Consider the following 26,863-nt stretch of genomic DNA (forward strand, 5'->3'; position numbering starts at 1 on the left):
GCCGGGGCGCCTTGACCGGGACATGGTTGTCTGATGACCATGCCACGGTACTGTGCCCCGGTGAGCACGCAATCGAACATAGATGCAGGTTGGTACCCGGATCCCCACGGAGCTCCCCAGACGCTCCGCTACTGGGACGGATCCCAGTGGACGGACCACACCAACACCGACCAGAAGCCGCCCGCCGGTGCCCCGAAGGTCCAGCGCCAGGTGCAGCAGCAGGCCGGGGTCACGGCCGGCGGGGCCGGGGGTGGCACGCTGTTCAGCGAGCCGGTGCTGGTGGTGAACCAGAAGGCCAAGCTGATCGAGCTGACCAACGAGTACAAGGTCATGGACCAGCAGGGCAGGGAACTCGGCTCGGTCGTCCAGGTCGGCCAGAGCGCGCTGAAGAAGATCCTGCGCTTCGTCTCCAGCCTCGACCAGTACATGACGCACAAGCTGGAGATCAGGGACGCGCACGGGCAGCCGGTGCTGCTGCTGACGCGGCCCCGGAAGTTCCTCAAGTCGCGGGTGATCGTGCAGCGTCCGGACGGGTCGCCGGTCGGTGAGATCGTGCAGCAGAACATGATCGGGAAGATCAACTTCGCGATCAACGCGAGTGGTCAGCAGGTCGGCGCGATCAAGGCGGAGAACTGGCGGGCCTGGAACTTCGCGATCGTCGACCACGCGGAGAACGAGGTCGCCCGGATCACCAAGACCTGGGAAGGTCTGGCGAAGACGATGTTCACGACCTCGGACAACTACGTCCTGCAGATCCACTACCAGCTGCCCGAGCCCCTGTTGAGTCTGGTGGTGGCGACGGCGCTGACTGTCGATACGGCGCTGAAGCAGGATGCACGGGGTCTTGGCTGACGGGACCCATTCACAGCCGACGGGGTGGTTCGGGCGGTTCACAGGGGCCGACCGGAGCCCCTGTTCACAGGTGTGTTCACAGGGGCCGGTCGGTTCACAGTGATGTGAGGTGCCCCGGCTCCGCCGGTTGCCGGGGCCGCCTCAACGACGGCTCGACGGGCGCCGGGTGCGCCTTCAGCGCGAGAACCGAGGCCACCGGGTGCTCGTCGTCGTCCAGGATCGACGCCGAAGCCGAAGCCGGAATCAGGACGCGCTCCACGGACACCGGAACCGGATCCGGTGTCGCCCGGGACAGCGTCACCACACCCCAGCCCGCCAGGCCCGCGCCCGCCAGGGCCAGCAGCAGGCCCGCCGCTCCGCCCTGGAGCCGTTCGCCGAGCAGGGTCAGGCCGATCAGTGCCGCCGCTACCGGGTTGGACAGGGTCACCAGGGCCAGTGGGCCGCCGAGGCCGCCCCGGTAGGCGGTCTGGGACAGGATCAGGCCGCCCGCGGCGAACGCCGCGACCAGCAGCGCGACCCCGACCACCTGCCAGCCGGGCAGCGCGCCCGAGCCGGCCGTCGCCGCGACCGTGACCGTCTGGGTGAGTGCCGAGGCCACCCCGGAGGCCATGCCCGACGCGCTCGCGTGGCGGAGTCCGGGCTTGGCGCCGGGGCGGGCCAGTACCCCGATCAGGACCATCGTCGTACCGGCGACCGCGAGGGCCTCCGGAAGGCTCAGTACGTCCTCGGGCGCCGGACCGGACGCCGTGACCAGGATCGCCGCGAGGCCGAGCAGCGTGAGGGCGGTGCCGCGCCACTCCACCGCGCTGACCCGTCGCCCGGCGACCCGCGCGCCCAGCGGCACCGCCGCGACCAGGGTGAGTGCGCCCAGCGGCTGGACCACGGTGAGCGGACCGTACTTGAGGGCGACCACGTGCAGCAGCGCGCCCGCCGCGTTGAGCAGCACCGAGCCCCACCAGGCGCCGGATGCCAGCAGTCGTCGTAGCCCCGCGTCCGCGTTGCGGGCGGCGAGGCGCTCCTGGGCGACGGCCGCGGCGGCGTAGGCGACGGCGGAGAGGAGGGAGAGGGCGACGGCGACGAGGGTGGCGGTGTTCATCGTCCGGCTCCCAGTCCCGCTCCCGCGCCCACGAGGACGGGTTCGTCGGCCGGGGCGAGGCGGCTGCCCTGCCCGGCGGTCGACTCGGTGCGGTGCGGCAGGTGGACGACCGCGAGGGCGATGCCCAGCAGGGCCGAGGCCACGATCGCGTCGAGCCAGTAGTGGTTGGCCGTACCGACGATGACCACGAGCGTCACCAGCGGGTGCAGCAGCCACAGCCAGCGCCAGCGGGAGCGGGTCGCCACGATCAGGCCGATCGCGACCATCAGGGCCCAGCCGAAGTGCAGCGAGGGCATCGCGGCGAACTGGTTGGACAGGGTGTCGGCCTCGGGGGAGGCGCCGTAGACCGTGGGGCCGTACACCTGGCCGGTGTCGACGAGGCCCGCCGCGCCGAGCAGCCGGGGCGGGGCCAGCGGGAAGGTGAGGTGGATCAGCAGGGCGGCGCCGGTGACCACGGCGAGGACCCGGCGGGCCCAGACGTAGTGGGTGGGGCGCCGGAGGTAGAGCCAGACCAGGAAGGCGGCGGTGGCCGGGAAGTGCACGGTCGCGTAGTAGGTGTTCGCGACGTGGATCACGGTGTCGCTGTGCAGCAGCGCCGACTGCACGGTGCCCTCGCCGGGGAGGTGGAGGGCGCGCTCCCAGTCCCACACGCGGGTCGCGTTGTGGAAGGCCTCGGCGGTGTGCCCGGTGGCGAGCTGGCGGCCGAGTTTGTAGACGAGGAACAGGCCTGCGACCAGCAGGAGTTCACGGACGAGGGGCGGCCGTCGTATACCGGCGGAGTCGGCCTCGGCAGGCGCGGTGCTGGCGTTCATCCCCCGGCCCTTTCGGTAGTGCTCAGACATCGATACGTTGGTGTACCGATACGAGAGTGTACCGAAACGAATCCGTACCGGTACACTGGCGTATCGATGGACTTACGACACACTGGAATCGGGAATAAGCCACAGAGCAGCCCGACAGAAGCAATGACGAGTACGACGAGTACGCCGGCGAAGAAGGGGAGCGCAGTCATGACGTCGCAGGCCGCGGAGGGACCGGAAGCGGTCGTCGCCTCCCGCCGCTCCAAGATCACGCCGGAGCGTGAGCAGGAGTACTTCGACGCCGTGCTCGTACAGATCCGCGAGTGCGGGTACGAGGCGCTGACCATGGAGGGCGTCGCCGCCAGCGCGCGGTGCAGCAAGTCGACGCTCTACCGGCAGTGGAAGACGAAGCCGCAGTTCGTGGCCGCCGCGCTGCGTGCCAGCCGGGGCTGCCGGTTCGCCGCCGTCGACACGGGGTCTTTCGCCGGGGACCTGCGCGCCGCGGCGCGGGTGTCGGGGGAGCGGTCGGGGCAGGACACCCAGCTGATGCAGGCCCTCGGGCATGCGGCGATGCAGGACCCGGAGCTTCAGCAGGCGCTGCGCGAGGCGCTCGTCGAACCGGAGCTGGCCGCGTTCCGCGAGATGATCCGGCGCGCGGTCGACCGGGGCGAGATCGCCGCCGACAATCCGGCGCTGGAGTACGTGCCCGCGCAGATGCTGGGCGTGCTGCGGGTCCGCCCGGTCCTGGAGGGCCGGTACGCCGACCCCGACTACCTCGTGAGATTCGTGGACGCCGCGGTGCTGCCCGCGCTCGGCGTCACCTGAGACGCAGGCCGCCGCCCGTGGGATGACCGGACGGTGACCTGTCCGCGCCGACCCGTGGGGACGGGGGCGGCGCGCACCCCCCGGCCGGGTGGGGTTCCTCTTGAGCGGAGAGGCGCCCCACCCGGCCGATCCACATCCGGCAGACCCGTTTCCGGCCGATCCGTATCCGGCCGGGGGTGGGGGTCACACGTTCTGCCCGCTGCCGCCGCCCGAGGAGACCTTGATGCCGGCGGTGATCTCGTCGATCACCGACTCCTTCTGGTCGGCGTCCACACCGAAGCGGACGACGACGATCTGCTGCGGGTTGGACGGCGCGGGGAAGGCGAGCGACTCGACGAACCCGTCGGCGCCCTTGCTGGTGATCGCCTTCCAACGGACCAGGTAGCCCTTCTGTCCGGCCACGGTGATCGCCTTGGAGGCCAGTACCTCGTGCGAGGTGATCTTGCCGTAGGTCGTACCGCCGTACGACTCCTCGGCGTTGGCCTCGATGTCCGCCTTGGCGACGGCCTCGGCGGTGCTGCCGGAGGTGCCGAGGGCCAGCGCGGGCGCCGAGTACGCGCCCCCCTTGGTGCAGGACTTCGTCGTGTCGCCCGGGCACTTGTACGAGCTGTCCGAGGTCACCTGCCCGCCGACGGTGATCGACTGGCCGTACCAGCCGTCGGGGATCGGGATGCTGATCCCGTTGACCGAGTCGGGCACGGACCCGCTGTCGATCTTCGGGCTCTCCGAGGGCTCGGACTGCTGCGGATCGGGCGTCTGCCCGCCGGAGCCACCACCGCTGCCACCGTTGCCGCCACCGGGCCCACCCTGCCCGCCACCGCTCTGCCCGCCGGGCCCGCCCTGTCCGCCGGTCCCGCCGGGCACCTGCGAGCTGACGTCGTTGGTGCCGCCGCCGTCGTCCTTGGTCAGCGCGTACACGCCCCCGCCTATCCCGGCGAGGACGGCTATCGCGACCGCGACGGCGATCCCGGTGCGCAGCCCGCGCCGGGAGCCGGTGTCGTTACCGGTCGGCGAATAGTCCGGGTACACCGGATACGCCCCGCCGCTGGCCAGCACGGGTGGACTCCAGGCGGCGGCCGAACCCTCGGGCCGGGTCTGTTCCGTCCATGCCTTGCCGTCCCACCAGCGCTCGGTGGCGGGACCGTCACTTGTCTGCCCGGGGTCGGGGTACCAGCCGGGGGGTGTCTCCTGCGTCATGCCCCCACCGTATGAGGCTCGGGTGAAAGGCGGATGAGAGGAGTCGTCTTTGCGCCGGGAATCACGGAGAAAGTGGCTCCTGGATGCGGAGATAGCGGGATACGAGGGGCAACCGGGCGGAGGTGTTCGGGTGCCGGTACCCGGTCTCTGAACCACCCGGCCGGGACGATCGCCGCCGCGAACCCCCGCCCGGGCCACCTCGGTGGGTGACGGGCTCTCCCCGACCGGCGCCCGTACGAAGGCCGGGGTCTCCGCCGTGAGGAAGCGGGCCGCGATCACCGGCGCGAAGCAGCCGTACACACCGAACTCGTACCACTCGACGAAGTTCCCCACCGAGCCCGCGAACAGGGCTCTGCGGGACTGCTCCGGCCGCGGGGCCCCGCAGGTCGGGGCGGTGCGCGGGCGCACTCGTGGAGATCCTGCCGAGGGGGCGCGGACGGGGTGACCGAGGGGGCGCGTCAGGGGGCGGCCGTGCGACCGTCGCGACGGAAAATTTGCTTCATTCCAGGGGCAGTTGACTGTCGAAAACTTTCACGACGGCTGGTGGCGGGCCCGCCGCGTCGCCCTGCCGCACTCCCTGTCACTCGTCCCGGCAAGACCTGCGCGGACCCGCCTCCACTTCGGCAGCCGGACGGCTAGTCTCAAGTTCTGTACGTCGTTCAGGCGACTTGGGGAGGTAGCGGGATGACGGAGGAACGGCCAGGGACGGCCGGCTCTGCCGCCCTGTGGGAGCGCGACACGCAACTCGCCGCGGCCGAGCAGGCGATCGACGCCCTGTGCACCGACAGCGCCTCCTCGGGCAGCCTGCTGCTCCTCACCGGCGACGCGGGCCTCGGCAAGACGGCGCTGATGGCCGAAACCCGGCGCATCGCCGAGCGGCGCAACTGCAAGGTGTGGTCGGTGCGCGGCGGCGAGACCCTCAGGTCCGTCCCCTTCAACGTCGTACGGCAGCTGCTGCAGCCCGCGCTGATGTCGCTGATGCCGGAGGAGGCCCGCGAGTACCTCGGCGACTGGTACGACATCGCGGGCCCCGCCCTCGGCATCACCGAGCCGGGCGACCGCACGGCCGACCCGCAGGGCGTGTGCGACGGCCTGGTCGCGGCCGTACGCAGGCTCGCCAAGCGCGAGTGGCCGCTCGTCCTGCTCGTCGACGACGCCCACTGGGCCGACGAGGAGACCCTGCACTGGCTGGCCGCGTTCGCCGAGCGGCTCGACGACCTGTCCGTCCTGGTCATGGTCGCCTACCGGCCGGGTGAGACGACCGACGTCGGCACCGGTCATCTCGAAGCGATCACGCGGGCGGCGGGCGCCACCACCGCGCTCGACTCCCTGAGCCCGCTCTCCGCCGCGGGCCTCACCCGCAGCAGACTCGGTCCGTACGCCGACGATCCGTTCTGCCGCGAGGTGTGGGCGGTCACCGGCGGCAACCCGTACGAGACCGTCGAACTCCTCGCCAAGGTCAAGGACGCCGGACTCGACCCGGTCGAGGCGTCCTGCGGACGGCTGCGCGAACTCAACAACTCGGCGCGAGGCGGCGGTCTCGTCGCCCGCCTGCAGGAACTCGGCGTCGAAGCCACCCGCTTCGCCTGGGCGGCGGCCATTCTCGACACGGGCATCTCCGTGAAACTGGCGGCCAGGCTGGCGACGCTCGCGGTCAACGAGGCCCACCGCTGCGCCGACCTGCTGCGCGGCGCGCGTTTCCTCACCGAGCCCGGCCCACACGGGCTGACCGCCCCCGACGAGCTGGAGTTCCTCCACCCGCTGATCGCCACCACCGTCTACGAGTCCATCCCGGACGGCACGCGCACCGCCATGCACGGCATCGCCGCGCAGGTCGTCACCGAGTCCGGACAAGGACCCGCGGCGGCGGCACGACACCTCATGCACGTCCATCCGGACGGCGACGAGGAACTCGTCGACCAGCTGCGCGAGGCCGCTCGCGAAAGCCGGGCGCTCGGCGCCCCGGACGCGGCCCGCCGTTTCCTGGAGCGCGCCCTGCTGGAACCGCCCCGCGAGGAGAGCCACGCGCACGTGCTCTACGAACTGGGCTGCGTCATCTCCCTCACCGCGCCCGCGACCACCATCGGGCACCTCCAGACCGCGCTCGCCCTGCCAGGACTGGAGGGCGACCTCCGCGTCGACGCCATCGTCAAGCTGTCCCAGGCCCTGCTGCACAACGACCAGGCCGAGGAAGCCGTCCGTACGGTCGAGGCAGAGGTGGCTCGGCACGAACCGGGACCGGCCCGGATGAGACTGCAGGCCGTCCAGTTCATGCTGGAGAACATCCACGGTGGCGAGGCGTCGGCACCGGGCCGCTCCGCACGGCTCGCCGAACTCGCCGGCACCTGTACCGGCCGGGACAACTCCGAGCGCGCGCTGCTCATGCTGCGTGGCTTCGACGCCATGGCTCACGGGGAGAACGCCGAGGAGGTCGTCGAGGTGTGCGACCGCGCCCTCGTCAACGGCCGCCTCGCCCCCGGACTCGGCTGGACCGACCCCGAGTGGGGCATCGAACTGCAGCTCATGCTGGCCTGCTCGTACGCCTACACCGACCGGCTCGACCGCGCCGAGGCCCTCTACAACGAGGCCTTGGGCGCCTATGTGTCGGCGGGCTGGAGCGACGGCCACCTCTCCCTCGCCCATGCCTACATCGGTCTCGGGCACCGCAGGCGGGGCCGTCTCGTCGAGGCCGAGACCTCCCTGCGCGAGTCCCTGCGCCTCGCCGAGCTGGTCGGCCGCGGACTGCCCCTGCACTGGTCGGCGACCTGCAACCTCGTCGACACCCTGCTCGCCCGCGGCAAGACCCAGGAAGCCTGGGACATCGCCGAGCAGTACGGCTTCGCCCCGCCCTACCCGTCCACCATCGTGCTGCCCGAACCCCGCGCCGTACGCGGCCGGTTGCTCCTCGCCGTGGGCCGCACGAAGGAGGGCATCAACGAGCTGGAGGCCGCCGAGAAGGCGGCGACCGCACGGGGCTTCCACAACCCGGTGGTCGCCACCTGGGCCGTCGACCTCGCCCGGGCCCTCGCGACGGAGGACCCGCTGCGCGCCGCCACCCTGGCCACCGACGCCCGCCGCAACGCCGAGCGCTTCGGCACGGACACCGCCATCGGCGAGGCCCTCCGCTGCGCGGCGAGCCTGGAGACCGGGCAGCGCGCGGTCCGCCTCGCCGCCCAGGCGGTCGCCTACCTGGAGTCGTCACCCTGCCAGTACGAACACGCGGCGGCCCGCGTCGAGTACGGCATCCTCTCTCGCTCGGTCACCGAGATCCAACGCGGTCTGACCCTGGCCAGGTCGTGCGGCGCCGACGGTCTGGTGGCCCAGGCCCGGGAAGTCCTGGAGACGGGCCGGGGCCTGCGCTGAACGCGCCGGGGGCGCCAGGCGGAGGTCACACCCGGAGCAACTGCTCCGTGACCTTCGCCAGGCGCCCGCGCACCTCCTCGTCGTACGCCTCCTCATGCGCCCGCGCCGGGCTCGTACCGTCGAAGTACCGTCCGCTGCCCGACTCCCGGGTCACCAGCGCGAGAACGCCCGCGGCGCCGTCGGCGACGCTCGACCAGGGGGTGACACCGGCCTCCCGGACCATCGTGGTGTCCATGTAGGTGGCCGGGTGCAGCACATTGACGGAGATGTCCCAGGCCGCCAACTCCTCGGCCAGCGTGAAGGTATGGGCGGCGAGCGCGAACTTGCTGCGGACGTACGCCGTCATCCCGCTGTAGCCACGGGCGAGTTCGGGATCGGCGAGGTCGAGGGGCGCCTGACCGGCCGAGCCGACGTTCACGATCCGCGAGGGCGCTCCCGCGCGCAGCGCGGGCAGCAGGGCGCGGGTGAGGACGACCGGCGCGAGGTAGTTCACCGCGAGCCGCAACTCGTGCCCGTCGACGCTCAGTTCACGCCCCGAGCCGCGCGGACCGGCCCCGACCCCCGCGTTGTTGACGAGCACGTCGAGCCCCGGATGCGCGGCCGAGACCTCGGCGCCCAACTGCCGTACGGCGGCGAGGGAAGCCAGGTCCGCGACGAACCCTTCGGCCGCGCCCTCGGTCCGCAACTCCGTGACGAGCCGTTCGGTACGCCCGGGGTCGCGCCCGTGGGCGAGCACGGTGTGACCGGAGCGGACCAGCTCGAAGGCGACGTACCGGCCGAGCCCCGAAGTGGCGCCGGTGATCAGAACAGTGGACATGCCACCACGGTAGACACGGCGGGCGGGTACGTACGAGATGCTGCTGGGACTACGACCGCCAGGGTCACCCTTCCGTCCGGTCCCCCTCGGCGGTGTCCTCCTCCGCGAGCACGCGCTGCGCCGCCGCGAACGCCGAGTTGGCCGCCGGAACCCCGCAGTACACGGCCGTCTGGAGCAGCACCGCGCCGATCTCCTCGGGGGTGAGGCCGTTGCGGCGAGCGGCCCGGACATGCATCGCCAGCTCGTCGTAGTGGCCGTGGGCGACCAGCGCGGTCAGCGTGATCATGCTGCGCTCGCGCCGGGTCAGCGTCGGGTCGGTCCAGATCTCGCCCCACGCGTACCGCGAGATGAAGTCCTGGAAACGGGCCGTGAACGGCGTCTGCCGCGACTGCGCCCGGTCCACGTGCGCGTCACCGAGCACCTCCCGCCGCACCTCCATGCCCCGCCGGGGCACCGCCCCGAAGTGCGGTCGCAGCGCGGCCAGTACGGCCTCCGGGCACTCGGCGACCGCCAGATGCGAGGCGCCCGCCAGCTCGACGAGGGTCGCCCCCGGCACGGCGTCCGCGATCTCCCGCAGATGCGCCGGGGGAGTGGCCGGGTCCTGCCGTCCGGCGACCACCAGCGTGCGCGTGTCGATCCCGGCCAGCCGCTCGCGTACGTCGAAGGCGGCCAGCGCGTCGCAGCAGGCGGCGTACCCCTCCGGATCGGCGTTCCGGTGGTCGGCGACCAGCTCGGGCACGGTGAACCCCGGGGTGAACCAGCGCGCGTCGGCAGTCTCGGCGAGCCCGGCCAGCCCCTCGCTCCGCACCAGCGCGGCCCGTTCCTCCCACGGCTTGCCGCCGTTGAAGTGGGCCGAGGAGCAGATCACGGCCAGCGAGGACACCCGCTCCGGGTGGTCGAGAGCCAGCTGCAGCCCGACGGCACCGCCCAAGGAGACGCCCGCGTAGGCGAATTGCTCGATCCCGAGCGAGTCGGCGAGGTCGAGCACCAGCGCGGCCAGATCACCGACGGTGGCGCCCGGTCCGATCAGGTCGGGCGCCGAACCCCCGTGCCCCGGCAGGTCCCAGCGGACCACGCGATGCGTGACGGACAGCTCGGGCGCCACCTTGTCCCAGAGGGCGTACGACGTCCCGAGCGAGGGCCCGAGCAGCAGCGGGGGAGCGGTGGCGGAGCCCTCGACGCGGTGGTGCGGCAGCTTGTCGGTCACGGTCGCTCCAGGGCACGGTCGGTGAGGTCTCCGGCGGAGCCGGTGTAACGGGCGGGGTCGGTCAGCTCGTCGAGCGGTAGGTCTTTCAACTCCGGCTCCTCGGCGAGGAGTTCGGCGAGCGGACGGCCCTCCGCGTAGGTGCGGGCGGCCACTTCGGTGAGCAGGGCCTTCGCGCGGGCCCGGCCGAGGACGGGCGCGAGTTCGGCGGCCAGCCGCTCGGAGACGATCAACCCGTGGGTGAGGCCGAGGTGTTGGCGCATGGTGTCGGCGTGGACCCGTAGCCCCTCGGTCAGTTCGGCGGCGTCCCGGGCGGCGCCCCCGGCGATCCGCAGCAGCTCCCTGAGCGGCTCCCACTCGGCGTGCCAGGCACCGGCGGGCCGCTCGTCCTCGGCGACCAGGGCGCCGTACAGGGTGGCCGCGAGCTGCGGTGCCCGTCGCGCGGCAGCCGCGATCAGTGTCGACCGTACGGGATTGGCCTTGTGCGGCATCGCCGACGAACCGCCGCCGCTGCCCTCGGACAGCTCGGCGATCTCGGTGCGGGCCAGTGTCAGCACATCGGCGGCGATCTTCCCCAGGGCGCCGGTGGTGAAGGCGAGTGCTCCGGCGAGGTCCGCGACCGGGGTGCGCAGGGTGTGCCAGGGCAACAGGGGTTCGGCGAGGCCGAGTTCGCGGGCGTAGGCGGCGACCAGGGCCTGTGTGTCGGTGGTTCCGAACACGGTGAACGCGGCCAAGGTGCCTGCGGCGCCGCCCAGTTGGGCGGGGAGGGTGTGGCGTACGGCCGTCAGGCGGTCGCGGGCGTCCAGGACCAGGGAACGCCAGCCCGCCGCCTTCAGGCCGAAGGTGGTCGGTACGGCGTGCTGGGTGAGCGTGCGGCCGGGCATCGCCGTGTCACGGTGTTCGGCGGCGAGCCGGGCGAGGGCCCGGGCGGTGCGGTCCAGGTCCGCGAGGACCAGGTCCAGGGTGCGGGCGGCGACCAGCATCGTCGCCGAGTCGAGGATGTCCTGGCTGGTCGCACCCCGGTGCACGTACGGCCCGTACTCCGCGCCGACCGTCGCCGTCAGGTCCGCGACCAGCGGGATCACCGGGTTGCCGCCGGCCCGGGCGCGCAGCGCGATCGACCGTACGTCGAAGGCGTCCGGGGAACCGGCCGCCGCGTCGACCGCCGTGGCCGCCTCTGCCGGGGCCAGCCCCAGCCCGGCCTGGGCGCGGGTCAGCGCGGCCTCGGCGTCCAGCAGCGCCCGCAGATACGCGGTGTCGCTCGTCGCGGAGGCCGCCGGGGAACCGGCCCACCCGGGGGAGAGCAGGCCGGTGTCGGACGCGGTGGCGGTGTCGGCAGGTGGTGTCACTCGAACTCCAGGAAGACCGTCTCGCCCTCGCCCTGAAGGCGGATGTCGAAACGGTACGTCCGCCGCTCGCCCTCGGCGGCGACCAGCGTGGCGCGTCGCCCGGCGGGCAGCGAGTCGAGCAGCGGGTCGGCGCCGTCCGCCAGGTACGCCCGCGTGTAGAGGTGGTGCAGCAGGCCGCGCGCGAAGACGCACACGCTGATGTACGGCAGGCCGGTGTTGCCCGGGGGCAGTGTGTACAGCGCGTAGTGGCCGTCGGCGTCGGTGGCGACCCGGCCGAAGCCCGTGAAGTCGGTGCCGTTGCGGCCGAGATGGCCACCGGTGACCGGGTCGCGGCGCAGGGAGCCGGGGGTGCCGGTGAGGGAGCCGTCGGGGGCCGCCTGCCAGAACTCCAGCAGGGCGTCCGGGATCGGGTCGCCCTCGCCGTCCAGGACGTAGCCGTGGAGGGTGATGGTGTCCGGGTGGCCCTTGGGGGCGACCTGCTCGCCCTCGGGGAAGGGGAGCGCGTAGCCGTAGAAGGGGCCGACGGTGTGGGAGGGGGTGGGGAGAAGTTTCTCCGGGGCCTTCGGGGAGACGCTCATCAGTCGCGGCCTTCTTCGATCCAGGTGGCGGAGGGACCGTCGAGGACGATGTCCCACTCGTAGCCGAGGGAGAACTCGGGCTGGGAGAGGTCGTGGTTGTACTGGGCGACGAGGCGGTCGCGGGCGGCCTCGTCGGTCACCGAGCGCAGGATCGGGTCGTAGCGGAACAGCGGGTCGTTCGGGAAGTACATCTGCGTCACGAGCCGCTGGGTGAACGCCGTGCCGAAGACGGAGAAGTGGATGTGCGCGGGCCGCCAGGCGTTGGTGTGGTTGCGCCACGGGTAGGCGCCCGGCTTGATCGTGGTGAACCTGTACCGCCCCTGATCATCCGTCAGGACCCGTCCCACACCGCTGAAGTTGGGGTCGAGCGGCGCCGGGTGCTGGTCGCGCAGATGGGCGTACCGGCCGGAGGCGTTGGCCTGCCACAGTTCTATCAACTGGCCGCGTATGGGGCGGCCTTGGCTGTCGAGGAGGCGGCCGGAGACGGTGATGCGTTCGCCGAGCGGCTCGCCCTGGTGCTGGACGGTGAGGTCGCTGTCGATGTCGGTGATGTCGGTGACCCCGAACACCGGCCCCGACAGCTCGACCGCCTCCGGGTCCCCGCCGCTCACGGCGACCAGCGGCTGTTTCGGGTAGCGGAGCACCGAACTGCGGTACGGGGCGTAGTCGCGCGGCGGATGGTTCTGGACGGGGGCGCCTTCGGCGACCGCCTTGTCGTAGGCGTCCTGGAGGTCGCCTACCTCGATGTCGATGTCCGACTGGGTGAGAGCCATGGGGAGTTCCTAGCGTTCGAGGACGAGGGCGAGGCCCTGGCCCACGCCGATGCAGAGGGTGGCCACGCCGACTCCCGTGCCCTGGCGGGCGAGTTGGTGGGCGACGGTCCCGGCGAGCCGGGCGCCGGACGCGCCGAGCGGGTGGCCGATGGCGATGGCTCCGCCCTGCGGGTTGAGGATCGCCGGGTCGAACTCGGGCCATTCGGCGACACAGCCGAGGACCTGGGCGGCGAACGCCTCGTTCAGTTCCAGAGTTGACAGATCATCAAATCCCTTGCCCGCCTTGGCGAGTGCCCGGTTGACGGCTTCGACGGGGGCGAGGCCGAAGTAGTCCGGGTCGATGGCCGAGACGCCGGTCGCGGAGACCCGGGCGAACGGCTCGCGGCCGGTGGCCTTCAGACCCTCCTCGTCGACGAGGAGCAGGGCGGCGGCGCCGTCGTTGAGCGGCGAGGCGTTGCCCGCCGTGACCGTGCCGCCCTCGGTGCGGAAGGACGGCTTGAGCTTGGCCATGGCGGCCAGGGAGGCGTCGGCGCGCACGGATTCGTCGGCGCCGAAGACGACCGGGTCGCCCTTGCGCTGCGGGACGGAGACGGGCGCGAGTTCGGCGTCGAACAGGCCTGCCTGCTGTGCCGCTGCCGCCTTCCGGTGGCTCGCGAGGGCGAACTCGTCCTGCTGCTCACGGCTGATCTTGTGCTTGTCGGCGATGAGTTCGGCGGACTCGCCCAGCGGGATGGTCCACTGCGGGTTCATGGCCGGGTTGGTCATGCGCCAGCCGAGGGTGGTCGAGTACAGCTCGGTGTGCCCGGCGGGGAAGGGCCGGTCGTTCTTGGGCAGCACGTACGGGGCGCGGGTCATCGACTCGACACCGCCCGCGAGGGCGATGGAGGCGTCGCCGACGGCGATGGCGCGGGCGGCCTGGATCACCGCTTCGAGGCCGGAGGCGCACAGCCGGTTGACCGTGACCCCGGGGACGGAGGTGGGCAGCCCGGCGAGGAGCCCGGCCATGCGGGCGACGTTGCGGTTCTCCTCGCCCGCGCCGTTGGCGTTGCCGAAGTAGACGTCCTCGATGCGGGCGGGGTCCAGGGCGGGGGTGCGGGCGAGGAGTTCGCGGATGGCGTGGGCGGCGAGGTCGTCCGGGCGCACCGACGCGAGGCCGCCGCTGTAGCGGCCGGTCGGGGTCCGTACGGCGTCGACGATGTACACGTCCTTGAGACGGCTCACGGCTGGATCTCCTGGTTCTCCTGGATCTCTTCGGGGACGCGGACCTTCGCGGCGGTCTTCGTCACGATCTCGTCGACGGTGACGCCCGGCGCGGTCTCGACCAGCGTCAGCCCGTCCGTGTTGACGTCGAGAACACCCAGATCGGTGATGACCCGGTTCACACAGGCCTTGCCGGTGAGCGGGAGTTCACACTGCTCCAGGATCTTCGGGGAACCGTCCTTCGCGGTGTGCGTCATCACCACGATGACCGTGCGGGCCCCGTGCACGAGGTCCATGGCACCGCCGATCCCGGTGATCAGCTTGCCCGGGATCGCCCAGTTCGCCAGATCCCCGCCCGCCGAGACCTGCATCGCGCCCAGCACGGCGACATCGATGTGCCCGCCGCGGATCATTCCGAAGGACAGCGCCGAGTCGAAGAAGGAGGCGCCCGGCAGGACGGTCACCGTCTCCTTGCCCGCGTTGATCAGATCGGGGTCGACCCGGTCGTCGGTGGGGTAGGGCCCGGTGCCCAGGATGCCGTTCTCCGACTCCAGGATCACCTCGACCCCGGCGGGGAGGTAGTTGGGGATCAGCGTCGGCAGACCGATGCCCAGATTGACGTACTGCCCGTCCCGCAGCTCGCGCGCGGCCCGCGCGGCCATTTCCTCACGTGTCCAGGCCATCAGCTGCTCACCGTCCGCTGCTCGATCTTCTTGTCGGCCGCCTGCTCGGGGGTGAGGGCGATCACGCGCTGCACGAAGATGCCCGGCAGATGCACCGCGTCCGGGTCGATCTCGCCGGGCTCGACCAGCTCCTCCACCTCGGCGACCGTGATCCGGCCGGCCATGGCGGAGAGGGGGTTGAAGTTCCGGGTGGCCTTGTTGAAGACGAGATTGCCGTGCCGGTCGCCCTTGGCGGCGCGGACCAGCGCGAAGTCGGTGCGGATACCGCGCTCCAGCACGTACTCCGTGCCGTCGAACTCCCGTACCTCCTTCGGCGGTGAGGCCAGGGCGACGCCGCCGGAGCCGTCGTACCGCCAGGGCAGTCCGCCTTCGGCGACCTGGGTGCCGACACCGGCCGGGGTGAAGAAGGCGGGGATGCCGGCGCCGCCGGCCCGCAGCCGCTCGGCGAGCGTGCCCTGCGGGATCAGCTCGACCTCCAGCTCACCGGCCAGATACTGACGCGCGAACTCCTTGTTGGCGCCGATGTACGACCCGGTGACCCGGGCGATACGGCCCGCCGCGAGCAGCACCGCGAGCCCCGACTCCATGGCTCCGCAGTTGTTGGACACCACCGACAGACCCGAGACCGCGCGCTCGTACAGCGCCTGGATCAGTACGTTCGGCACTCCGCTGAGCCCGAAACCACCCACCGCGAGCGACGCGCCGTCCGGCACATCGGCCACCGCCTCCAGGGCCGTGGCGACCACCTTGTCCATCCGTGAAGCCCCATCTCTGCCGAGTCCGCCGAGATCTCTTTCGAGCCTAATTACTCAGGGCACTGAGTATTTCAGCAAGGTTTCCCTCACGCTGCCACTCGCCGGTCACGGCGTCAAGAGGTGGGATGAAATGCCAGGTGGAAGCTGTTTTCCCGGACCGCAGACAGGGCGGGTGTGGAGTTGTATCGTCAGTACACGAACGAAATCCTGTGCCCTGACGCAGACGACCCCAGGAGCGGACATGGCCGCGGTGGACCTCTCCACCCACCCCGGGCACCTCGCCCGGCGACTGCAGCAGGCGCACTACCTGCTGTGGAACACGATGGTCTCCGAGGAGATCACCTCACCGCAGTTCGCGGTCCTGAACGCGCTGGTCGCCGAGCCCGGCATGGACCAGCGCACGGTCGGGGAGCGGGTCGGCCTCGACCGGTCCACGGTCGCCGAGGTCGTCAGCAGGCTCGGCCGCCGGGACCTCATCGACAAGGTGCGCGACCCGGAGGACGGCCGCCGCTCCCTGCTGCGCCCCACGGAGGACGGCGTACGCACCCACCGCAAGCTGACCGTGCGCACGGCCCGGATGAACCAGGTGTTCCTGGCCCCGCTCTCGGCCGCCGAGCAGACGGTGTTCCTCGACCTCATCCAGCGCGTGTCCGACGCGGCGGAGGGCCTGCGCAACCCGGCGGAGCCGATCGCCTCCCAGCGCTGACCCAGGGTTTGTCGTCAAGCTCCCGCCTGCCCACCGGCCGGGTCCGCTGGGCGGACCTGGGCCGGATACCGTGCGGGGGTGAGATCGCCCGCCTCGACTTTGGGACGGCCGGGCGGTCTGGCGGTCGGTCGGGAGTCGAGGAGGAGCAGGGATGGCGGTCGGAGGAGCCGGGGTGCCCGTGGCAGGGGGTGCGGGTGAGGCCGAGCCCGCGGGGATGCGTACCGTTCAGCGGGCCATCGACATCCTCGGGCTCTTCGACGAGGTCCGGCCCGCGCTGACCATCCGCGAGATCGTCAGCGCCTCCGGACTGCCGAAGACCAGCGTCCTGCGACTGCTCCAGACCCTGCGGCTCAACGGCCTGCTCTGGGTCGACGAGCACGGCCGCTACATCGCAGGACCCGCACTGCTGCGCTGGTCCCGGCTCGCCGAACAGGCCTGGCGGCTCCCGGCGACGGCCCAGGCACTCCTGCGCGACCTCGCCGCCGAGCACAAGGAGACGGTGCATCTGTACGTGCGCCGGGACGTGCGGCGCGTATGCATCGCGCAGGAGGAGGGGCCGCAGGCGCTGCGCCAGGTGGTGCGGGTGGGCGACGAACTCCCGCTCTGGGCGGGCGGCGTGGCCAAGGCCCTGCTCCTGGACGCCCCGGACGCGCTGCTGCTCCGGGTCGCGGAGACCTCACCGTACGGCGCCGGGCACCTGGCGACCCTGCGGACCTGGATCGCGGAGGCGCGCGAACAGGGGTACGCCGTGAGTCACGGCGAGCGCGAGGAGGGCTTGTCGGCGGTGGCCGTGCCGGTGCGGGGGAGGAGCGGGGCGGTGGTGGCGGCGCTGTCCTTCGGCGGGCCGAGTACGCGGTTCACGGAGGAGCGGGTGGGGCGGTTCGCGGAGGCGTTGCGGGCGGCGGCTGGGGAGTTGGGGCGGGCGGAGTTGGTTTTCGGGGTGTGAGGTGGGGTGTTCGGGGCGGCGGAGCGGTCGCCGAGGCGCTGCTCGCCGGGGGCAGCGGCCGGCCGGAGTTCGCAGCACGCCTGGGCCACCGCGCCTTCGCCGTACAGGGAGGTCAACGCGCCCGAGCCGTACGGGGACGTCAACGCGCCTGAGCCGTAAGGGGAGTTGGTCAGGCCGTCGCGAACACCACCCACACCTGCCCCTTCGCGAAGTTCACCGGCGTACCGTCCGCCGTCGTGAAGTCGGTTCCGTCAGTGGCCGTCGCCCGTTGCCACCGCACCTCGAACTCCCGCCCGTCGCGCAGGACTTGGGCGCGGCCCGAGCCCACGGTCTCGGTGTACGGCGTGTTGTTGCCGAGGAAGTCGTGGAACCGTGACTCGCGCACCTTCACGTACTGCACGACGACCGTCGGAGCGGCGAGCCGTTTGCCGTCGGTCGCGAGGGTCGGGGTGCCGTCCATCGAGACCAGCCAGCCGTGCCGGTCGGCGGACCAGGTGAAGGTGAAGCGCGCCGACGGGAAGCGGACGGTGCGTGAGGCGGTCGGGGTCCCGCCCTCGGCGGCGGCGCCGTAGCGGAAGCCGGTGGTGAGCGCGTCCGCGCCCGGTGCGGAGTCGTACAGCCGTTGCGGTCGGAGGTACAGGTTGTGCGGCGCGGCCTTGTTCCCGCCCCGGAAGTAGGCGCCGGACGCGGCCGACGACGGTGACTCGGCGTGCAGTGGCGCCTTGTCGATCAGCGGCAGCAGCTTGCCCTGGGCGCCGGAGAAGGCGAGCGTCGGCTCGTCGAACTGGCGTAGCAGCTCCAGGTCGGACTCGCGGGCGCTGCGCACAGGCCCGACCGCCTCGGGCAGCCGGGTCGCGTACACCGCCATCAGCCTGCTGAGACCGCCCTCGACCTGCTCGGCGTACACGATGTCCGCGGCCTCCAGACCCGTCTGGGGCCGGGCCGCGCGTACGTTGTCGATCTTCACTGCGAGGGCCGAGCCGGTGCTCATCGGGTCGTGCCGGTCGGATTCGCCCGGGCCGGGCTCCTGGCTGCGGCTGTGGGTCTGGCCCCGCCCGTCATCGGAGGGGCGGTCGCCCGAGGTGCAGCCGGCCAGCAGGGAGACAGCCATCGCACCGGCCACCAGCACCGTCGCCGCAGTGGTCGTACCCCGTCGCCGCGTCCGTGTCGTTCGCGCCATCTGTCGCATGTCCACCGTCGCCACCCAGTCCGTGTTTACGATTGTGCGCTAATCGGTTCATTGGTGGCCATACCCGATTGGTTCTGATCGTGCGCGGTGAAGGGACCGAACGGCCCATAGGAGAGCTACGAGAGCTGTCTGAAGGGTGACCTCAGCTCTGCGGGCCGAGGATCTCCGCGAGGTCGTACCCCACCGGCTCCTCCAGCTGGTCGTAGGTGCAGCTGTCGGCCGTACGGTCCGGGCGCCAGCGCCGGAAGCGGGCCGTGTGCCGGAAACGCACCCCGTTCTCCATATGGTCGTACGCGACCTCGGCCACCAGCTCGGGCCGCAACGGAATCCACGAGAAGTCCTTCTTCGCCGACCACCGGCTCGGTGCCCCCGGCAGCCGCGAGGCCTCGTGCGCGGCCTCGTCCGCCCAGGCGGCCCACGGATGCTCGCCCACGTCCGCCAGTCGCAGCGGCTCCAGCTCCTCGACGAGTTCGGCCCGCCGTTTCATCGGGAACGCGGCGCTCACCCCGATGTGCTGGAGGGTGCCCCGGGCGTCGTACAGCCCGAGCAGCAGCGAACCCACGATCGGCCCGCTCTTGTGCAGTCGGTACCCGGCGACCACGACATCCGCCGTCCGCTCGTGCTTGACCTTGAACATCAGCCGCTCGTCCTGCCGGTAGCGCAGGGTGAGCGGCTTGGCGACGATCCCGTCGAGACCGGCTCCCTCGTACTGCTCGAACCACTGCCGCGCGACCTCGATGTCGGTGGTCGCCGGTGCCACATGCACGGGCGCGGTCACGCCGGACAGGGCCATGGTGAGCAGCGCGCGCCGGTCGGCCAGCGGCACGTCGAGCAGTGACTCGTCGGCCAGCGCGAGCAGGTCGAACGCGACGAACGAGGCGGGCGTCCGCTCGGCCAGCGTCCGTACCCGGGACTCGGCCGGATGGATCCGCTCGGTCAGCGCGTCGAAGTCGAGCCGCCCCCCGAGCGCGATCACGATCTCCCCGTCCAGCACGCAACGCTCGGGCAGCCGCTCCCGCAAGGCCGCCACCAGCTCGGGAAAGTACCTGGTCAGGGGCTTGGTGTTACGGCTGGTGATCTCGACCTCGGGACCGTCCCGGAACACGATCGCCCGGAAACCGTCCCACTTCGCCTCGTAGTGCATGTCCGGGGGGATCTTGGCTGCGGACTTGGCGAGCATCGGCTTCACGGGAGGCATGACCGGCAGATCCATGATTCGACTCTACGAGCCGTCCATGGCGTCCGCTCGCTGCGCGATTCGGCGGCCACTGCCCGGCTGTCCCGCGTTCCCGGGTGCCCACTTGTGTCACAGAAACGTCACCTTGCCTACACGGTGCGTAGATGCGGCACATGATGTCCCCTCGGCTCACGCACCACCCTTGGGGGACACCATGCGCACCCGAACCGCCGCAGCCGCACTCGTCGCCGCGGCACTCCTCATGCTCACCGCCTGCGAAGGCGGCGAGAACGACAGCTCCAGCAAGCCGGACACCTCGACCCAGGACACAGGCGACCAGCCGACACAGGACGCGGGCACCGAGACGCCCGACACGGAGACGCCTGACACGGAAGCGCCCGACGAGGAGACGCCCGACACCGCCACCACCGCCGACTCCGAATCGGGGAAGCTGCCCAACCTCGTCGGCCGGGACCTCCAGGACGCCCAGGACGAGGCCCAGGCCGCGGGCTTCTACGACCTCGACGACCAGGACGCCAGCGGCCAGGGCCGGTTGCAGGTCCTGGACCGCAACTGGACGGTCTGCAGCCAGGAGCCCGACGCCGGCACGTACCCCACGGACACGCCCGTGATCCTGTACGCCGTGAAGGACACCGAGTCCTGCTGACTCACCGCTGACCCGCCGCTGAACCGGCCCGGATCACAACACGGACACACTGGCCGCGGACCCGTCTCGCGCCGAGCATGATGCCCACCTCGACACGCAGTCCAGGGGGAAGCATGCGCACGACCACCACCATCGCCTTCGGCGTCGCTCTGCTGCTCGCCGCGGCCACGGCCTGCTCCGGGGGTACCGGCGCCGAGAAGGTGTCGGTGAAGCCCACCGAGGAGAGCGCGGCGGCGAAGCCGAGCCCGAGCGTCGGTGCGCCCCGCCCGCTCGGGAAGCCGTTCTCCTTCACGACGGACGGGGCGACGATGGTGATGACCGTACTCGCGTACGAGCAGGGGAAGTTCCACCCGCAGCGGACTGCCGACGAGGAGTTCGGTACGACCGGATACACGTGGGCGGCCGTCGAGATCAAGGCGTGTCTGAAGAACGGCGTCGGCGCGGTGACCCGCTTCCCGTGGGCCCTCGCCTACGCGAACGGGGCACGGATCAAACCGAGCGGCGTGACGTACGACGACTTCCCGAAGCCCGAGTATCCGTACGCGAGGACCCTGAAGCCCGGCGGGTGCGTGCGGGGCAAGACGGTCTTCGCCGTGCCGGCGAAGCAGCGGCCCGAGAGCGTGCTGTACACCTCCACGTCGCTGGAGAAGCCCGCGGAATGGCTGGTTCCGCAGACGTAGCCGAACAAGGTCATCAGGGTGTGACTTTCTGTCTCTGGCTGTCTCTGACCAGCCTTTACGTCGACTGCGCGCACCCCCGGCCGTTATCACCCGGTATGCGGCCTTCGCGCCCTGCGCCTACCGTGGCTCCCATGGGCGAAGCGGTGGAGCTGGAGGCGTTCGGGCGGACGGTGCGGCTGTCCAGTCCGGGCAAGGTCTTCTTTCCGGAGCGTGGCTTCACCAAGCTCGACCTCGCCCAGTACTACCTCGCCGTCGGCCCCGGCATCCTGCGTGCGCTGCGCGACCGGCCCACCACCCTGGAGCGGTACCCGGACGGGGTGGCCGGTGAGAACTTCTTCCAGAAGCGGGCGCCCAAGAACATGCCCGACTGGATTCCGACCGCCCACATCACCTTCCCCAGCGGTCGCAGCGCCGACGAGATGTGCCCGACCGAGGTCGCCGCCGTGCTGTGGGCCGCCCAGTTCGGGACTCTGACCTTCCATCCGTGGCCGGTGCGGCGTGCCGATGTCGACAGTCCCGACGAACTGCGGATCGACCTCGACCCGCAGCCCGGTACGGACTACAACGACGCCGTCCGTGCCGCGCACGAACTGCGGTCCGTGCTCGACGAGTTCGGCGGTCTGCGGGGCTGGCCCAAGACCTCGGGCGGACGAGGGCTGCATGTCTTCGTGCCGATCGAGCCGCGCTGGACGTTCACACAGGTGCGCCGCGCGGCGATCGCCGTCGGGCGGGAGCTGGAGCGCCGGATGCCCGACCAGGTGACGACCAAGTGGTGGAAGGAGGAACGCGGGGAGCGGATCTTCGTCGACTACAACCAGACGGCGCGGGATCGCACCATCGCCTCCGCCTACTCCGTACGGCCCCGCCCGCACGCCCCCGTCTCGGCGCCCTTGACCTGGGACGAGGTCCCCGACGCCCAGCCCCGCGACTTCGACCTCGCCACCATGCCCGGACGGTTCGCCCGACTCGGCGATGTCCACGCCGACATGGACGACCACGCCTTCTCCCTCGACGCCCTCCTCGAACTCGCCCGCCGCGACGAACACGAGCACGGCCTCGGGGACCTGCCGTATCCCCCGGAGTACCCGAAGATGCCGGGCGAGCCGAAGCGCGTGCAGCCAAGTCGGGCCCGGAAGGACTGAGTTCACCGTTCACCGTTCACCGACTTGGCTGTCACGTCGATCGCCTACGTCCTGCCGACTCCTTTCGCGCCTTACAGGTCCTTGATCCGGATGTCCCGGTACGAGACCACGTCGGTCGTGCCGTGCACCTGGAGGCCGATATAGCCGGACGCGAACCGGCGTCCGTCCGTGCCCGGGTCGTCCGAGCGCGGCGGGGTGAAGTCCTGGCCGCCGATGTTGTCGAACTCGTTGATCAGGACGCCGTTTCGGTAGACCGAGTAGTGCTGGTCGACCACCCGGATCTCATAGTCGTTCCAGGTGCCCTTCTGGGTCACCCCCGCCCCGGCCAGACCCACGCGGTCGAAGCCGTAGACCGAGCCCGTCTTGTACATGTCGCCGTCCGGGCGGTCGAGCACCTGCACCTCGTGCCCGTACTTGATGGCGACCCACTCCGGCCGAGGCTCCTCCGGGTGCCCCTGGACCCACGGGAAGCGCACGAACACACCGGAGTTGGCGTTGCCCGTGCCCGGTGCGTCGTCACGCCACTGGAGCTTGAGGGAGAAGTCGCCGTACTTCCGCTCCGGGAACCACAGCATGCCCAGGCCCCCGACGGTCGTGCCGCTGGTGATCGACCCGTCGCCGTTGCGCGCGAACGAACCGCCGCCCACCTGCTGCCACTTGGCGAAGGACGCCGCCGTGCCGTCGAGGATCGTGCGGTAGCCCTCGGTCTGGCCCGGCCTGCCGATACCGGACTCGCGGGCCGCCTCGTCGATCGCCGCGTCCTCGCGTTCGTCGATGGCACCGTCCTTGAAGAGCTGGTCGAGGACGGTCCGTACGTGCTTGAGGAACAGGGCGTGGGACGTCCACTCCCGTTCGTCCTCGATCAACTCGCCTATCCGGCAACGGTTGTTCGTCACCCGGTTCGGGACACCCGAGTCGACCGTGCCGACGATCACCGTCAACCGCTCGTCGTACTCGGGGCAGTTGGGCGCCGGAACCCCGCCGCCCGCCACCACCGTGAGGCTCACCGACCGGGCCTCACTGGTGTTGCCCGCCTTGTCGCTCGCCCGGTACGTCACGGAGTGCGCGCCCGCCCGGTCGACCAACACCGGTGCGGTGTACGTGAGGTAGGGGCCGCCGTCGAGCGAGTACTCGACCACGGCGACACCCGAGCCGCCGTGCGGGTCCGTCGCGCTGATCGTCACCTTCGCGCTGTTCACGTAGGCGCCGTTCGCGTTCCGGGTGCCCTCGACCGTCACCCCGGTCACCGGCGGTGTCGTGTCCTCGGCGGGCTGTGCCACGACCGTGAACGCCACGCTCTTCTCGGCGGCGACGTTGCCCGCCTTGTCGGTGGCCCGGTAGCGGACCGTGTGGCTGCCGACCTGGTGCACCATCACCGGGCCCGTGTACGGCTGCCAACTCCCGCCGTTCACCGCGTACTCGACGGTGTTGACCCCGGACCCGGTGTCCGACGCGGAGACGGTCACCGTCGCCATGTCGAGATACGCCCCGTCCGGGTTCCGCTCACCGCTCACCGTCGCCGAGGTCTCCGGCGGCGCCGTGTCCTCCGTCGGCGGCGCGACCACCGTGAACGTGACGCTCTTCTCGGCGGCGGCGTTGCCCGTCTTGTCGAACGCCCGGTAGCGCACCGTGTGGCCGCCGACCTGGTCGATCACGACCGGCGTGGTGTACGGCTGCCAGGCACCGTCGGCCCCGATCGCGTACTCGACCCGGTCGACGCCGGACCCCTCGTCGGTCGCGCCGATCGCCACGCTCGCCGAACCGACGTACTGGCCCTGCGAGTTCTGCGCGCCCGTCACGTTCACCGAGGTCACCGGAGCCGTTGTGTCGGAGCCGCCGCCCTCCGTCACCACGAGGATGCCCTGCATCTGGCCGTGACCCGGAATCGTGCAGAAGTAGCGGTAGCGGCCGGGGGCGAGCGTGACCTCGGCGGTGTGCCTGCCGTCCTGGTCGTCGTTCGGGTTGGCGAGGATGTTGAGCGGCACGTCGTTGTTGTACTCGGGGTCGACGACGTCGAACGTCAACGTGTGCGGCATCCCCATGGTGTTGCCGGTCGCCGCGCTGTTCTCGAAGACGATCGTCGTCGCGCCCGCGACGGCTGTCGTGGGCGCCGAGCTGTACTTGGTGATGTCGTCGCCCGCCGTCCAGGTCAGGACCTGAGCGGCTGCGGGCTCGTCGGCCACCGGCTCGGCGGCCGTGCGCGCTCCCGCCGCCGACGTCAGCCCGAGCACCAGCAGCAGGGACGCCAACAGGGCCGTCCAGAGATGTCTGCGTCCGCGTGTCACTCCGCTGCTCCCCTCGCGAGATCGCCCAGCGCGGGCGTCGGGCCCCCGCCGGTGTAAGTGACCCGCCACAGCGCCGACTTGGCGTCCGAGGTGAAGAAACCCCGGCCGTAGTCGAGGACGTACAGCGCGCCGTCCGGACCGAACTTCCAGTCCATGAGGTTCTTGATGCCGTCGTTCCCGATCGGCACGATCTTCTTCAACGACTCGGCGTGGACGGGCAGTCCGCCGTCACCCAGGGTCTTCGGGTCCATGAGCACCGCGTTGCGCGGCTGGTCGGAGTCGTAGAAGTCGCCCACGAACCATTTGCCGTCCCAGTAGGCCGGCCACTTGGCCGTACTCGCGCTCGCCGCGTCGTAGCGGTACACCGGACCGTTCATCGCGGCCTGACCGCCGCCCTTCAGCCACGGCAGCAGATAGGTGCTCTCCGCCTGCTTGTAGGAGGGGATGCCGTTCGCATCGCGCGGGAAGTCCGGGGCGCCGCCCTGGGGCGAGTACCAGATGTTGTTGCCGGTGACCGGCGGCAGATTGACCAGGCCGTCGTTGTTCGGCGACTCGTTCTTCGGGTGGTCGCAGTCGTACCAGCCCAGCGGCTTCGACGGATCGGGCAGATTGCGGTCCCGGTAAGGCTGCTTGTTGCCCATGCAGTACGGCCAACCCCGGTTGCCCGCCCGGGTGATGGCGGCGAACGTGTCGTACTTCGCCGGACCCCAGGTCGTCGAGGGAGCGCCCGCGTCCGGTCCGACCCAGCCCGCGTACAGCGTGTCCGTCGTCTTGTCGACGGCGATCCGGGCCGGGTTCCTGACCCCCATCACATAGATCTCGCCGCGCGTCTTGCCGCCACCCTCGTCGGTCTCCCGGCCCGTGAACAGGTTGCCCTCGGGCAGTGTGTACGTGCCGTCGGACTCCGGATGGATGCGCAGGATCTTGCCGTTGAGGTTGTTGGTGTTGCCGGCGGTGCGCCGCGCGTCGGCGAACGACACGCCCTTGTACGCCGGTTGGGGGTTGTTGCCCGAGTAACCCTCGCTGAACTGGCTGGAGTTGTTGTCACCGGTCGCGATGTACAGGTTCCCCTTGGAGTCCCAGGCCAGCCCGCCGCCCGAGTGACAGCAACTGTGGATCTGCACCGGCCACTTGAGCAGCACCTTCTCGCTGTTCAGGTCGAGCCGGTTGGTGTTCAGGTCCAACGTGAAGCGGGAGACGTACCGCTCGGCCATCCTCGTGTCACGGTTGATCCGCGAGTGGGGCGTGTAGTGGAGATACACCCAGCCGTTGCGCTCGAAGGACGGGTCCAGCTCGATACCGAGCAGCCCCTCCTCGACCTTGGTCAGCTCGTCCCCGCCGCCCTTGTTGCCGAAGACGGTCAACTCGCCCGCCAGAGTGACCTTCTTGGTCCTCGGGTCGTAGACGTGGATCTGTCCCTTGCCCTTGCCGATGTTCGGGTTGTTCCAGTCGGTGACCACCGGCTGGGACGAGTCGGCGCCGCCTCTGCCGATGTAGAACACCCGCCCGTCGGGCGCGGTCACCAGCCCGTGCGGCTCGCCGATCTGGTCGTTCTGGGCCGGCTGATTGGGCTGGGTGAGCCGTTCCGCCTTGTAGTTGCCGTTGACGGTCGCCTTGCAGTCGGCCTGCGCCAGCCGGGTCGTCCACAGCAGCGCCCCGCGCAGATGGGCACGGAAGTCCGTCTCGTCGTACGACGACACAGTCCCGCCCATCGCGGTGTAGAAGGAACGCCCGCCGTCGTAGTCCCGGCACCAACTCACCGGGTGGTCCCAGCCGTTGGCGCTCGCACCGGGCTTGTACGTCGACTCGCGCACCCGGGCCACGGTGTGCACGTCGCCGGACGGGTTCTTCACCCAGTTCAGCCACTGGTCCGGCCGCTTCCACTGCGCAGGCAGATCCTTCGTCGCCGGATGGCGCCGGTCGCCGACCTCAACGGTCGCCCGCTGCACGGCTGTCGGGCTGGTCGCCGCCGGTCGGGCGCCCACCAGCCCCGTGAACCAGTCGGAGTACGGCTCCGCCCGGGCCGCGTCATGGATACCGACGAAACCGCCGCCCGCCTCCATGTACGTCTCCAGCCCGGCCTCCTGCTCCGGGTCGAGGACGTCACCGCCGCCGGTCAGGAAGACGACCGCGTTGAAGGTGCCGAGCCGGGGCCCGTCCGTGAACACCGAGGCGTCGTCCGTCGCCTCGACCTCGTAGCGCTGTTCCGCCGGGCCCGACAGCCCGATCCGCTCGATCGCCTCGATCCCGGCGTTCACGACCGGCGACTCGTCCCCGGCCGCCGCCGAACCGTGGAAGACCAGGACACGTACGCCGCTGCCACCGGGCGGCGACTTCACGGACATCGTTGTCACGGACGGCTCGGGTGCCGACCGCGCGTTCGCGGCGGGCCCCGACAGCAGCCCGGCAGTGACGACCGTGGCGGCGACGGTCGCCGCCCAGGTACGTCTGCGCCCGCTCAACCCTCGTAAAGCCATAGGTATTTGATGCGATGTGAACCGCATGTGGTCACCCACCCCTCTCCGGTCACAGCAAACGCCAAGGAAGCTAGACCCCTTTGGGCGGCCAGCCAAGAGGTA

Annotated in this window: 23 protein-coding genes; 8 read left to right on the top strand and 15 right to left on the bottom strand. The window is 71.1% G+C overall.

Going from position 1 to position 26,863, the window contains the following annotated elements; genetic code table 11:
* Nucleotides 1–60: 60 nt before the first annotated feature.
* Nucleotides 61–852, top strand: a complete 792-nt coding sequence (locus tag CW359_RS19830; protein WP_105971305.1) for an LURP-one-related family protein — start codon at nt 61–63, stop codon at nt 850–852.
* 94 nt (nt 853–946) lie between these two features.
* Here the strand turns inward: CW359_RS19830 and CW359_RS19835 are convergent, their stop codons facing one another.
* Nucleotides 947–1,948, bottom strand: a complete 1,002-nt coding sequence (locus CW359_RS19835; protein WP_105971306.1) for a DMT family protein — start codon at nt 1,946–1,948, stop codon at nt 947–949.
* The gene (locus CW359_RS19840) at nt 1,945–2,760 is read right to left on the bottom strand and encodes a phosphatase PAP2 family protein (protein ID WP_105971307.1); all 816 of its coding nucleotides are present in this window, start codon (nt 2,758–2,760) and stop codon (nt 1,945–1,947) included. The genes CW359_RS19835 and CW359_RS19840 overlap by 4 nt, the downstream gene beginning before the upstream one ends.
* A gap of 198 nt (nt 2,761–2,958) precedes the next feature.
* On the opposite strand from CW359_RS19840, the gene CW359_RS19845 reads away from it, so the two are divergent.
* Nucleotides 2,959–3,573, top strand: a complete 615-nt coding sequence (locus CW359_RS19845) for a TetR/AcrR family transcriptional regulator (RefSeq protein WP_105971308.1) — start codon at nt 2,959–2,961, stop codon at nt 3,571–3,573.
* Nucleotides 3,574–3,756: 183 nt separating this feature from the next.
* Here CW359_RS19845 and CW359_RS19850 read toward each other — a convergent pair whose 3' ends face one another.
* Nucleotides 3,757–4,770 (bottom strand): DUF2510 domain-containing protein, encoded by a 1,014-nt coding sequence (locus tag CW359_RS19850; RefSeq protein WP_105971309.1) that lies wholly within the window; start codon nt 4,768–4,770, stop codon nt 3,757–3,759.
* Between the two features lie 684 nt (nt 4,771–5,454).
* Here CW359_RS19850 and CW359_RS19855 point away from each other — a divergent pair.
* Nucleotides 5,455–8,133, top strand: coding sequence for an ATP-binding protein (locus CW359_RS19855; protein WP_105971310.1), 2,679 nt, complete (start codon nt 5,455–5,457; stop codon nt 8,131–8,133).
* Between the two features lie 25 nt (nt 8,134–8,158).
* On the opposite strand, the gene CW359_RS19860 is transcribed toward CW359_RS19855, so the two are convergent.
* The 8 genes from CW359_RS19860 to CW359_RS19895 all read right to left on the bottom strand — a co-directional run bounded on the left by CW359_RS19860 (nt 8,159) and on the right by CW359_RS19895 (nt 15,492).
* Nucleotides 8,159–8,950 carry an SDR family NAD(P)-dependent oxidoreductase gene (locus CW359_RS19860; RefSeq protein ID WP_105971311.1) on the bottom strand — a complete coding sequence of 264 codons (792 nt, stop codon included), beginning with the start codon at nt 8,948–8,950 and terminating at the stop codon, nt 8,159–8,161.
* Between the two features lie 64 nt (nt 8,951–9,014).
* The gene (pcaDC, locus tag CW359_RS19865; protein WP_105971312.1) at nt 9,015–10,157 is read right to left on the bottom strand and encodes a bifunctional 3-oxoadipate enol-lactonase/4-carboxymuconolactone decarboxylase PcaDC; all 1,143 of its coding nucleotides are present in this window, start codon (nt 10,155–10,157) and stop codon (nt 9,015–9,017) included.
* Nucleotides 10,154–11,503: a 3-carboxy-cis,cis-muconate cycloisomerase gene (pcaB, locus tag CW359_RS19870; protein WP_105971313.1), complete on the bottom strand. Its 1,350-nt coding sequence runs from the start codon at nt 11,501–11,503 to the stop codon at nt 10,154–10,156. Before pcaB ends, pcaDC begins: the two co-directional genes overlap by 4 nt.
* Entirely contained in the window at nt 11,500–12,081 is a 582-nt protein-coding gene (pcaG, locus tag CW359_RS19875; protein ID WP_105971314.1) for a protocatechuate 3,4-dioxygenase subunit alpha, read from the bottom strand. Before pcaG ends, pcaB begins: the two co-directional genes overlap by 4 nt.
* Nucleotides 12,081–12,854 (bottom strand): protocatechuate 3,4-dioxygenase subunit beta, encoded by a 774-nt coding sequence (gene pcaH, locus CW359_RS19880; RefSeq protein WP_105971315.1) that lies wholly within the window; start codon nt 12,852–12,854, stop codon nt 12,081–12,083. Before pcaH ends, pcaG begins: the two co-directional genes overlap by 1 nt.
* A gap of 9 nt (nt 12,855–12,863) precedes the next feature.
* Nucleotides 12,864–14,075 carry a thiolase family protein gene (locus CW359_RS19885; protein ID WP_105971316.1) on the bottom strand — a complete coding sequence of 404 codons (1,212 nt, stop codon included), beginning with the start codon at nt 14,073–14,075 and terminating at the stop codon, nt 12,864–12,866.
* Nucleotides 14,072–14,737 (bottom strand): CoA transferase subunit B, encoded by a 666-nt coding sequence (locus CW359_RS19890; protein WP_105971317.1) that lies wholly within the window; start codon nt 14,735–14,737, stop codon nt 14,072–14,074. Before CW359_RS19890 ends, CW359_RS19885 begins: the two co-directional genes overlap by 4 nt.
* On the bottom strand, nt 14,737–15,492 hold the full coding sequence (locus CW359_RS19895; RefSeq protein ID WP_105971318.1) for a CoA transferase subunit A: 756 nt from the start codon (nt 15,490–15,492) through the stop codon (nt 14,737–14,739). Before CW359_RS19895 ends, CW359_RS19890 begins: the two co-directional genes overlap by 1 nt.
* 241 nt (nt 15,493–15,733) lie before the next feature.
* Between CW359_RS19895 and CW359_RS19900 the strand changes: the two genes are divergently transcribed.
* The gene (locus CW359_RS19900) at nt 15,734–16,198 is read left to right on the top strand and encodes a MarR family winged helix-turn-helix transcriptional regulator (RefSeq protein WP_105971319.1); all 465 of its coding nucleotides are present in this window, start codon (nt 15,734–15,736) and stop codon (nt 16,196–16,198) included.
* A gap of 151 nt (nt 16,199–16,349) precedes the next feature.
* The gene (locus tag CW359_RS19905) at nt 16,350–17,144 is read left to right on the top strand and encodes an IclR family transcriptional regulator (RefSeq protein ID WP_269805602.1); all 795 of its coding nucleotides are present in this window, start codon (nt 16,350–16,352) and stop codon (nt 17,142–17,144) included.
* A 169-nt stretch (nt 17,145–17,313) separates the two neighbouring features.
* Here the strand turns inward: CW359_RS19905 and CW359_RS19910 are convergent, their stop codons facing one another.
* Together CW359_RS19910 and CW359_RS19915 are read right to left on the bottom strand one after the other, a co-directional pair.
* Nucleotides 17,314–18,324 (bottom strand): DUF3048 domain-containing protein, encoded by a 1,011-nt coding sequence (locus CW359_RS19910; RefSeq protein WP_105971353.1) that lies wholly within the window; start codon nt 18,322–18,324, stop codon nt 17,314–17,316.
* 151 nt (nt 18,325–18,475) lie between these two features.
* Complete coding sequence (locus tag CW359_RS19915) at nt 18,476–19,546, bottom strand: ATP-dependent DNA ligase (protein WP_105971320.1); 1,071 nt, start codon at nt 19,544–19,546, stop codon at nt 18,476–18,478.
* A 178-nt stretch (nt 19,547–19,724) separates the two neighbouring features.
* Here CW359_RS19915 and CW359_RS46580 point away from each other — a divergent pair, with 178 nt between their 5' ends.
* From CW359_RS46580 to ligD, 3 genes are all read left to right on the top strand, one after another.
* Nucleotides 19,725–20,177: a PASTA domain-containing protein gene (locus tag CW359_RS46580; protein WP_232838477.1), complete on the top strand. Its 453-nt coding sequence runs from the start codon at nt 19,725–19,727 to the stop codon at nt 20,175–20,177.
* 113 nt (nt 20,178–20,290) lie between these two features.
* Nucleotides 20,291–20,857, top strand: coding sequence for a hypothetical protein (locus tag CW359_RS19925; protein ID WP_105971321.1), 567 nt, complete (start codon nt 20,291–20,293; stop codon nt 20,855–20,857).
* A gap of 131 nt (nt 20,858–20,988) precedes the next feature.
* Nucleotides 20,989–21,999, top strand: a complete 1,011-nt coding sequence (ligD, locus tag CW359_RS19930; protein ID WP_105971322.1) for a non-homologous end-joining DNA ligase — start codon at nt 20,989–20,991, stop codon at nt 21,997–21,999.
* 71 nt (nt 22,000–22,070) lie between these two features.
* Here the strand turns inward: ligD and CW359_RS19935 are convergent, their stop codons facing one another.
* Nucleotides 22,071–24,284: an OmpL47-type beta-barrel domain-containing protein gene (locus tag CW359_RS19935; protein WP_105971323.1), complete on the bottom strand. Its 2,214-nt coding sequence runs from the start codon at nt 24,282–24,284 to the stop codon at nt 22,071–22,073.
* Complete coding sequence (locus CW359_RS19940; RefSeq protein ID WP_105971324.1) at nt 24,281–26,761, bottom strand: ThuA domain-containing protein; 2,481 nt, start codon at nt 26,759–26,761, stop codon at nt 24,281–24,283. The genes CW359_RS19935 and CW359_RS19940 overlap by 4 nt, the downstream gene beginning before the upstream one ends.
* Nucleotides 26,762–26,863 lie beyond the last annotated feature (102 nt).

Source organism: Streptomyces geranii (assembly GCF_002954775.1).
In the GTDB taxonomy this organism is placed as follows: Bacteria; Actinomycetota; Actinomycetes; order Streptomycetales; family Streptomycetaceae; genus Streptomyces; species Streptomyces geranii.

What these genes read in the sequence shown, in the direction of transcription:
- CW359_RS19835 (WP_105971306.1), bottom strand. Translation starts at nt 1,948, where the DNA reads ATGAACACCGCCACCCTCGTCGCCGTCGCCCTCTCCCTCCTCTCCGCC.
- CW359_RS19910 (WP_105971353.1), bottom strand. Translation starts at nt 18,324, where the DNA reads ATGGCGCGAACGACACGGACGCGGCGACGGGGTACGACCACTGCGGCG.
- CW359_RS19890 (WP_105971317.1), bottom strand. Translation starts at nt 14,737, where the DNA reads ATGGCCTGGACACGTGAGGAAATGGCCGCGCGGGCCGCGCGCGAGCTG.
- CW359_RS19895 (WP_105971318.1), bottom strand. Translation starts at nt 15,492, where the DNA reads ATGGACAAGGTGGTCGCCACGGCCCTGGAGGCGGTGGCCGATGTGCCG.
- CW359_RS19855 (WP_105971310.1), top strand. Translation starts at nt 5,455, where the DNA reads ATGACGGAGGAACGGCCAGGGACGGCCGGCTCTGCCGCCCTGTGGGAG.
- CW359_RS19915 (WP_105971320.1), bottom strand. Translation starts at nt 19,546, where the DNA reads ATGGATCTGCCGGTCATGCCTCCCGTGAAGCCGATGCTCGCCAAGTCC.
- pcaG (WP_105971314.1), bottom strand. Translation starts at nt 12,081, where the DNA reads ATGAGCGTCTCCCCGAAGGCCCCGGAGAAACTTCTCCCCACCCCCTCC.
- CW359_RS19940 (WP_105971324.1), bottom strand. Translation starts at nt 26,761, where the DNA reads ATGGCTTTACGAGGGTTGAGCGGGCGCAGACGTACCTGGGCGGCGACC.
- CW359_RS19905 (WP_269805602.1), top strand. Translation starts at nt 16,350, where the DNA reads ATGGCGGTCGGAGGAGCCGGGGTGCCCGTGGCAGGGGGTGCGGGTGAG.
- CW359_RS19850 (WP_105971309.1), bottom strand. Translation starts at nt 4,770, where the DNA reads ATGACGCAGGAGACACCCCCCGGCTGGTACCCCGACCCCGGGCAGACA.
- CW359_RS19900 (WP_105971319.1), top strand. Translation starts at nt 15,734, where the DNA reads ATGGCCGCGGTGGACCTCTCCACCCACCCCGGGCACCTCGCCCGGCGA.
- CW359_RS19845 (WP_105971308.1), top strand. Translation starts at nt 2,959, where the DNA reads ATGACGTCGCAGGCCGCGGAGGGACCGGAAGCGGTCGTCGCCTCCCGC.
- CW359_RS19925 (WP_105971321.1), top strand. Translation starts at nt 20,291, where the DNA reads ATGCGCACGACCACCACCATCGCCTTCGGCGTCGCTCTGCTGCTCGCC.
- CW359_RS46580 (WP_232838477.1), top strand. Translation starts at nt 19,725, where the DNA reads ATGCGCACCCGAACCGCCGCAGCCGCACTCGTCGCCGCGGCACTCCTC.
- pcaH (WP_105971315.1), bottom strand. Translation starts at nt 12,854, where the DNA reads ATGGCTCTCACCCAGTCGGACATCGACATCGAGGTAGGCGACCTCCAG.
- CW359_RS19840 (WP_105971307.1), bottom strand. Translation starts at nt 2,760, where the DNA reads ATGAACGCCAGCACCGCGCCTGCCGAGGCCGACTCCGCCGGTATACGA.
- ligD (WP_105971322.1), top strand. Translation starts at nt 20,989, where the DNA reads ATGGGCGAAGCGGTGGAGCTGGAGGCGTTCGGGCGGACGGTGCGGCTG.
- CW359_RS19860 (WP_105971311.1), bottom strand. Translation starts at nt 8,950, where the DNA reads ATGTCCACTGTTCTGATCACCGGCGCCACTTCGGGGCTCGGCCGGTAC.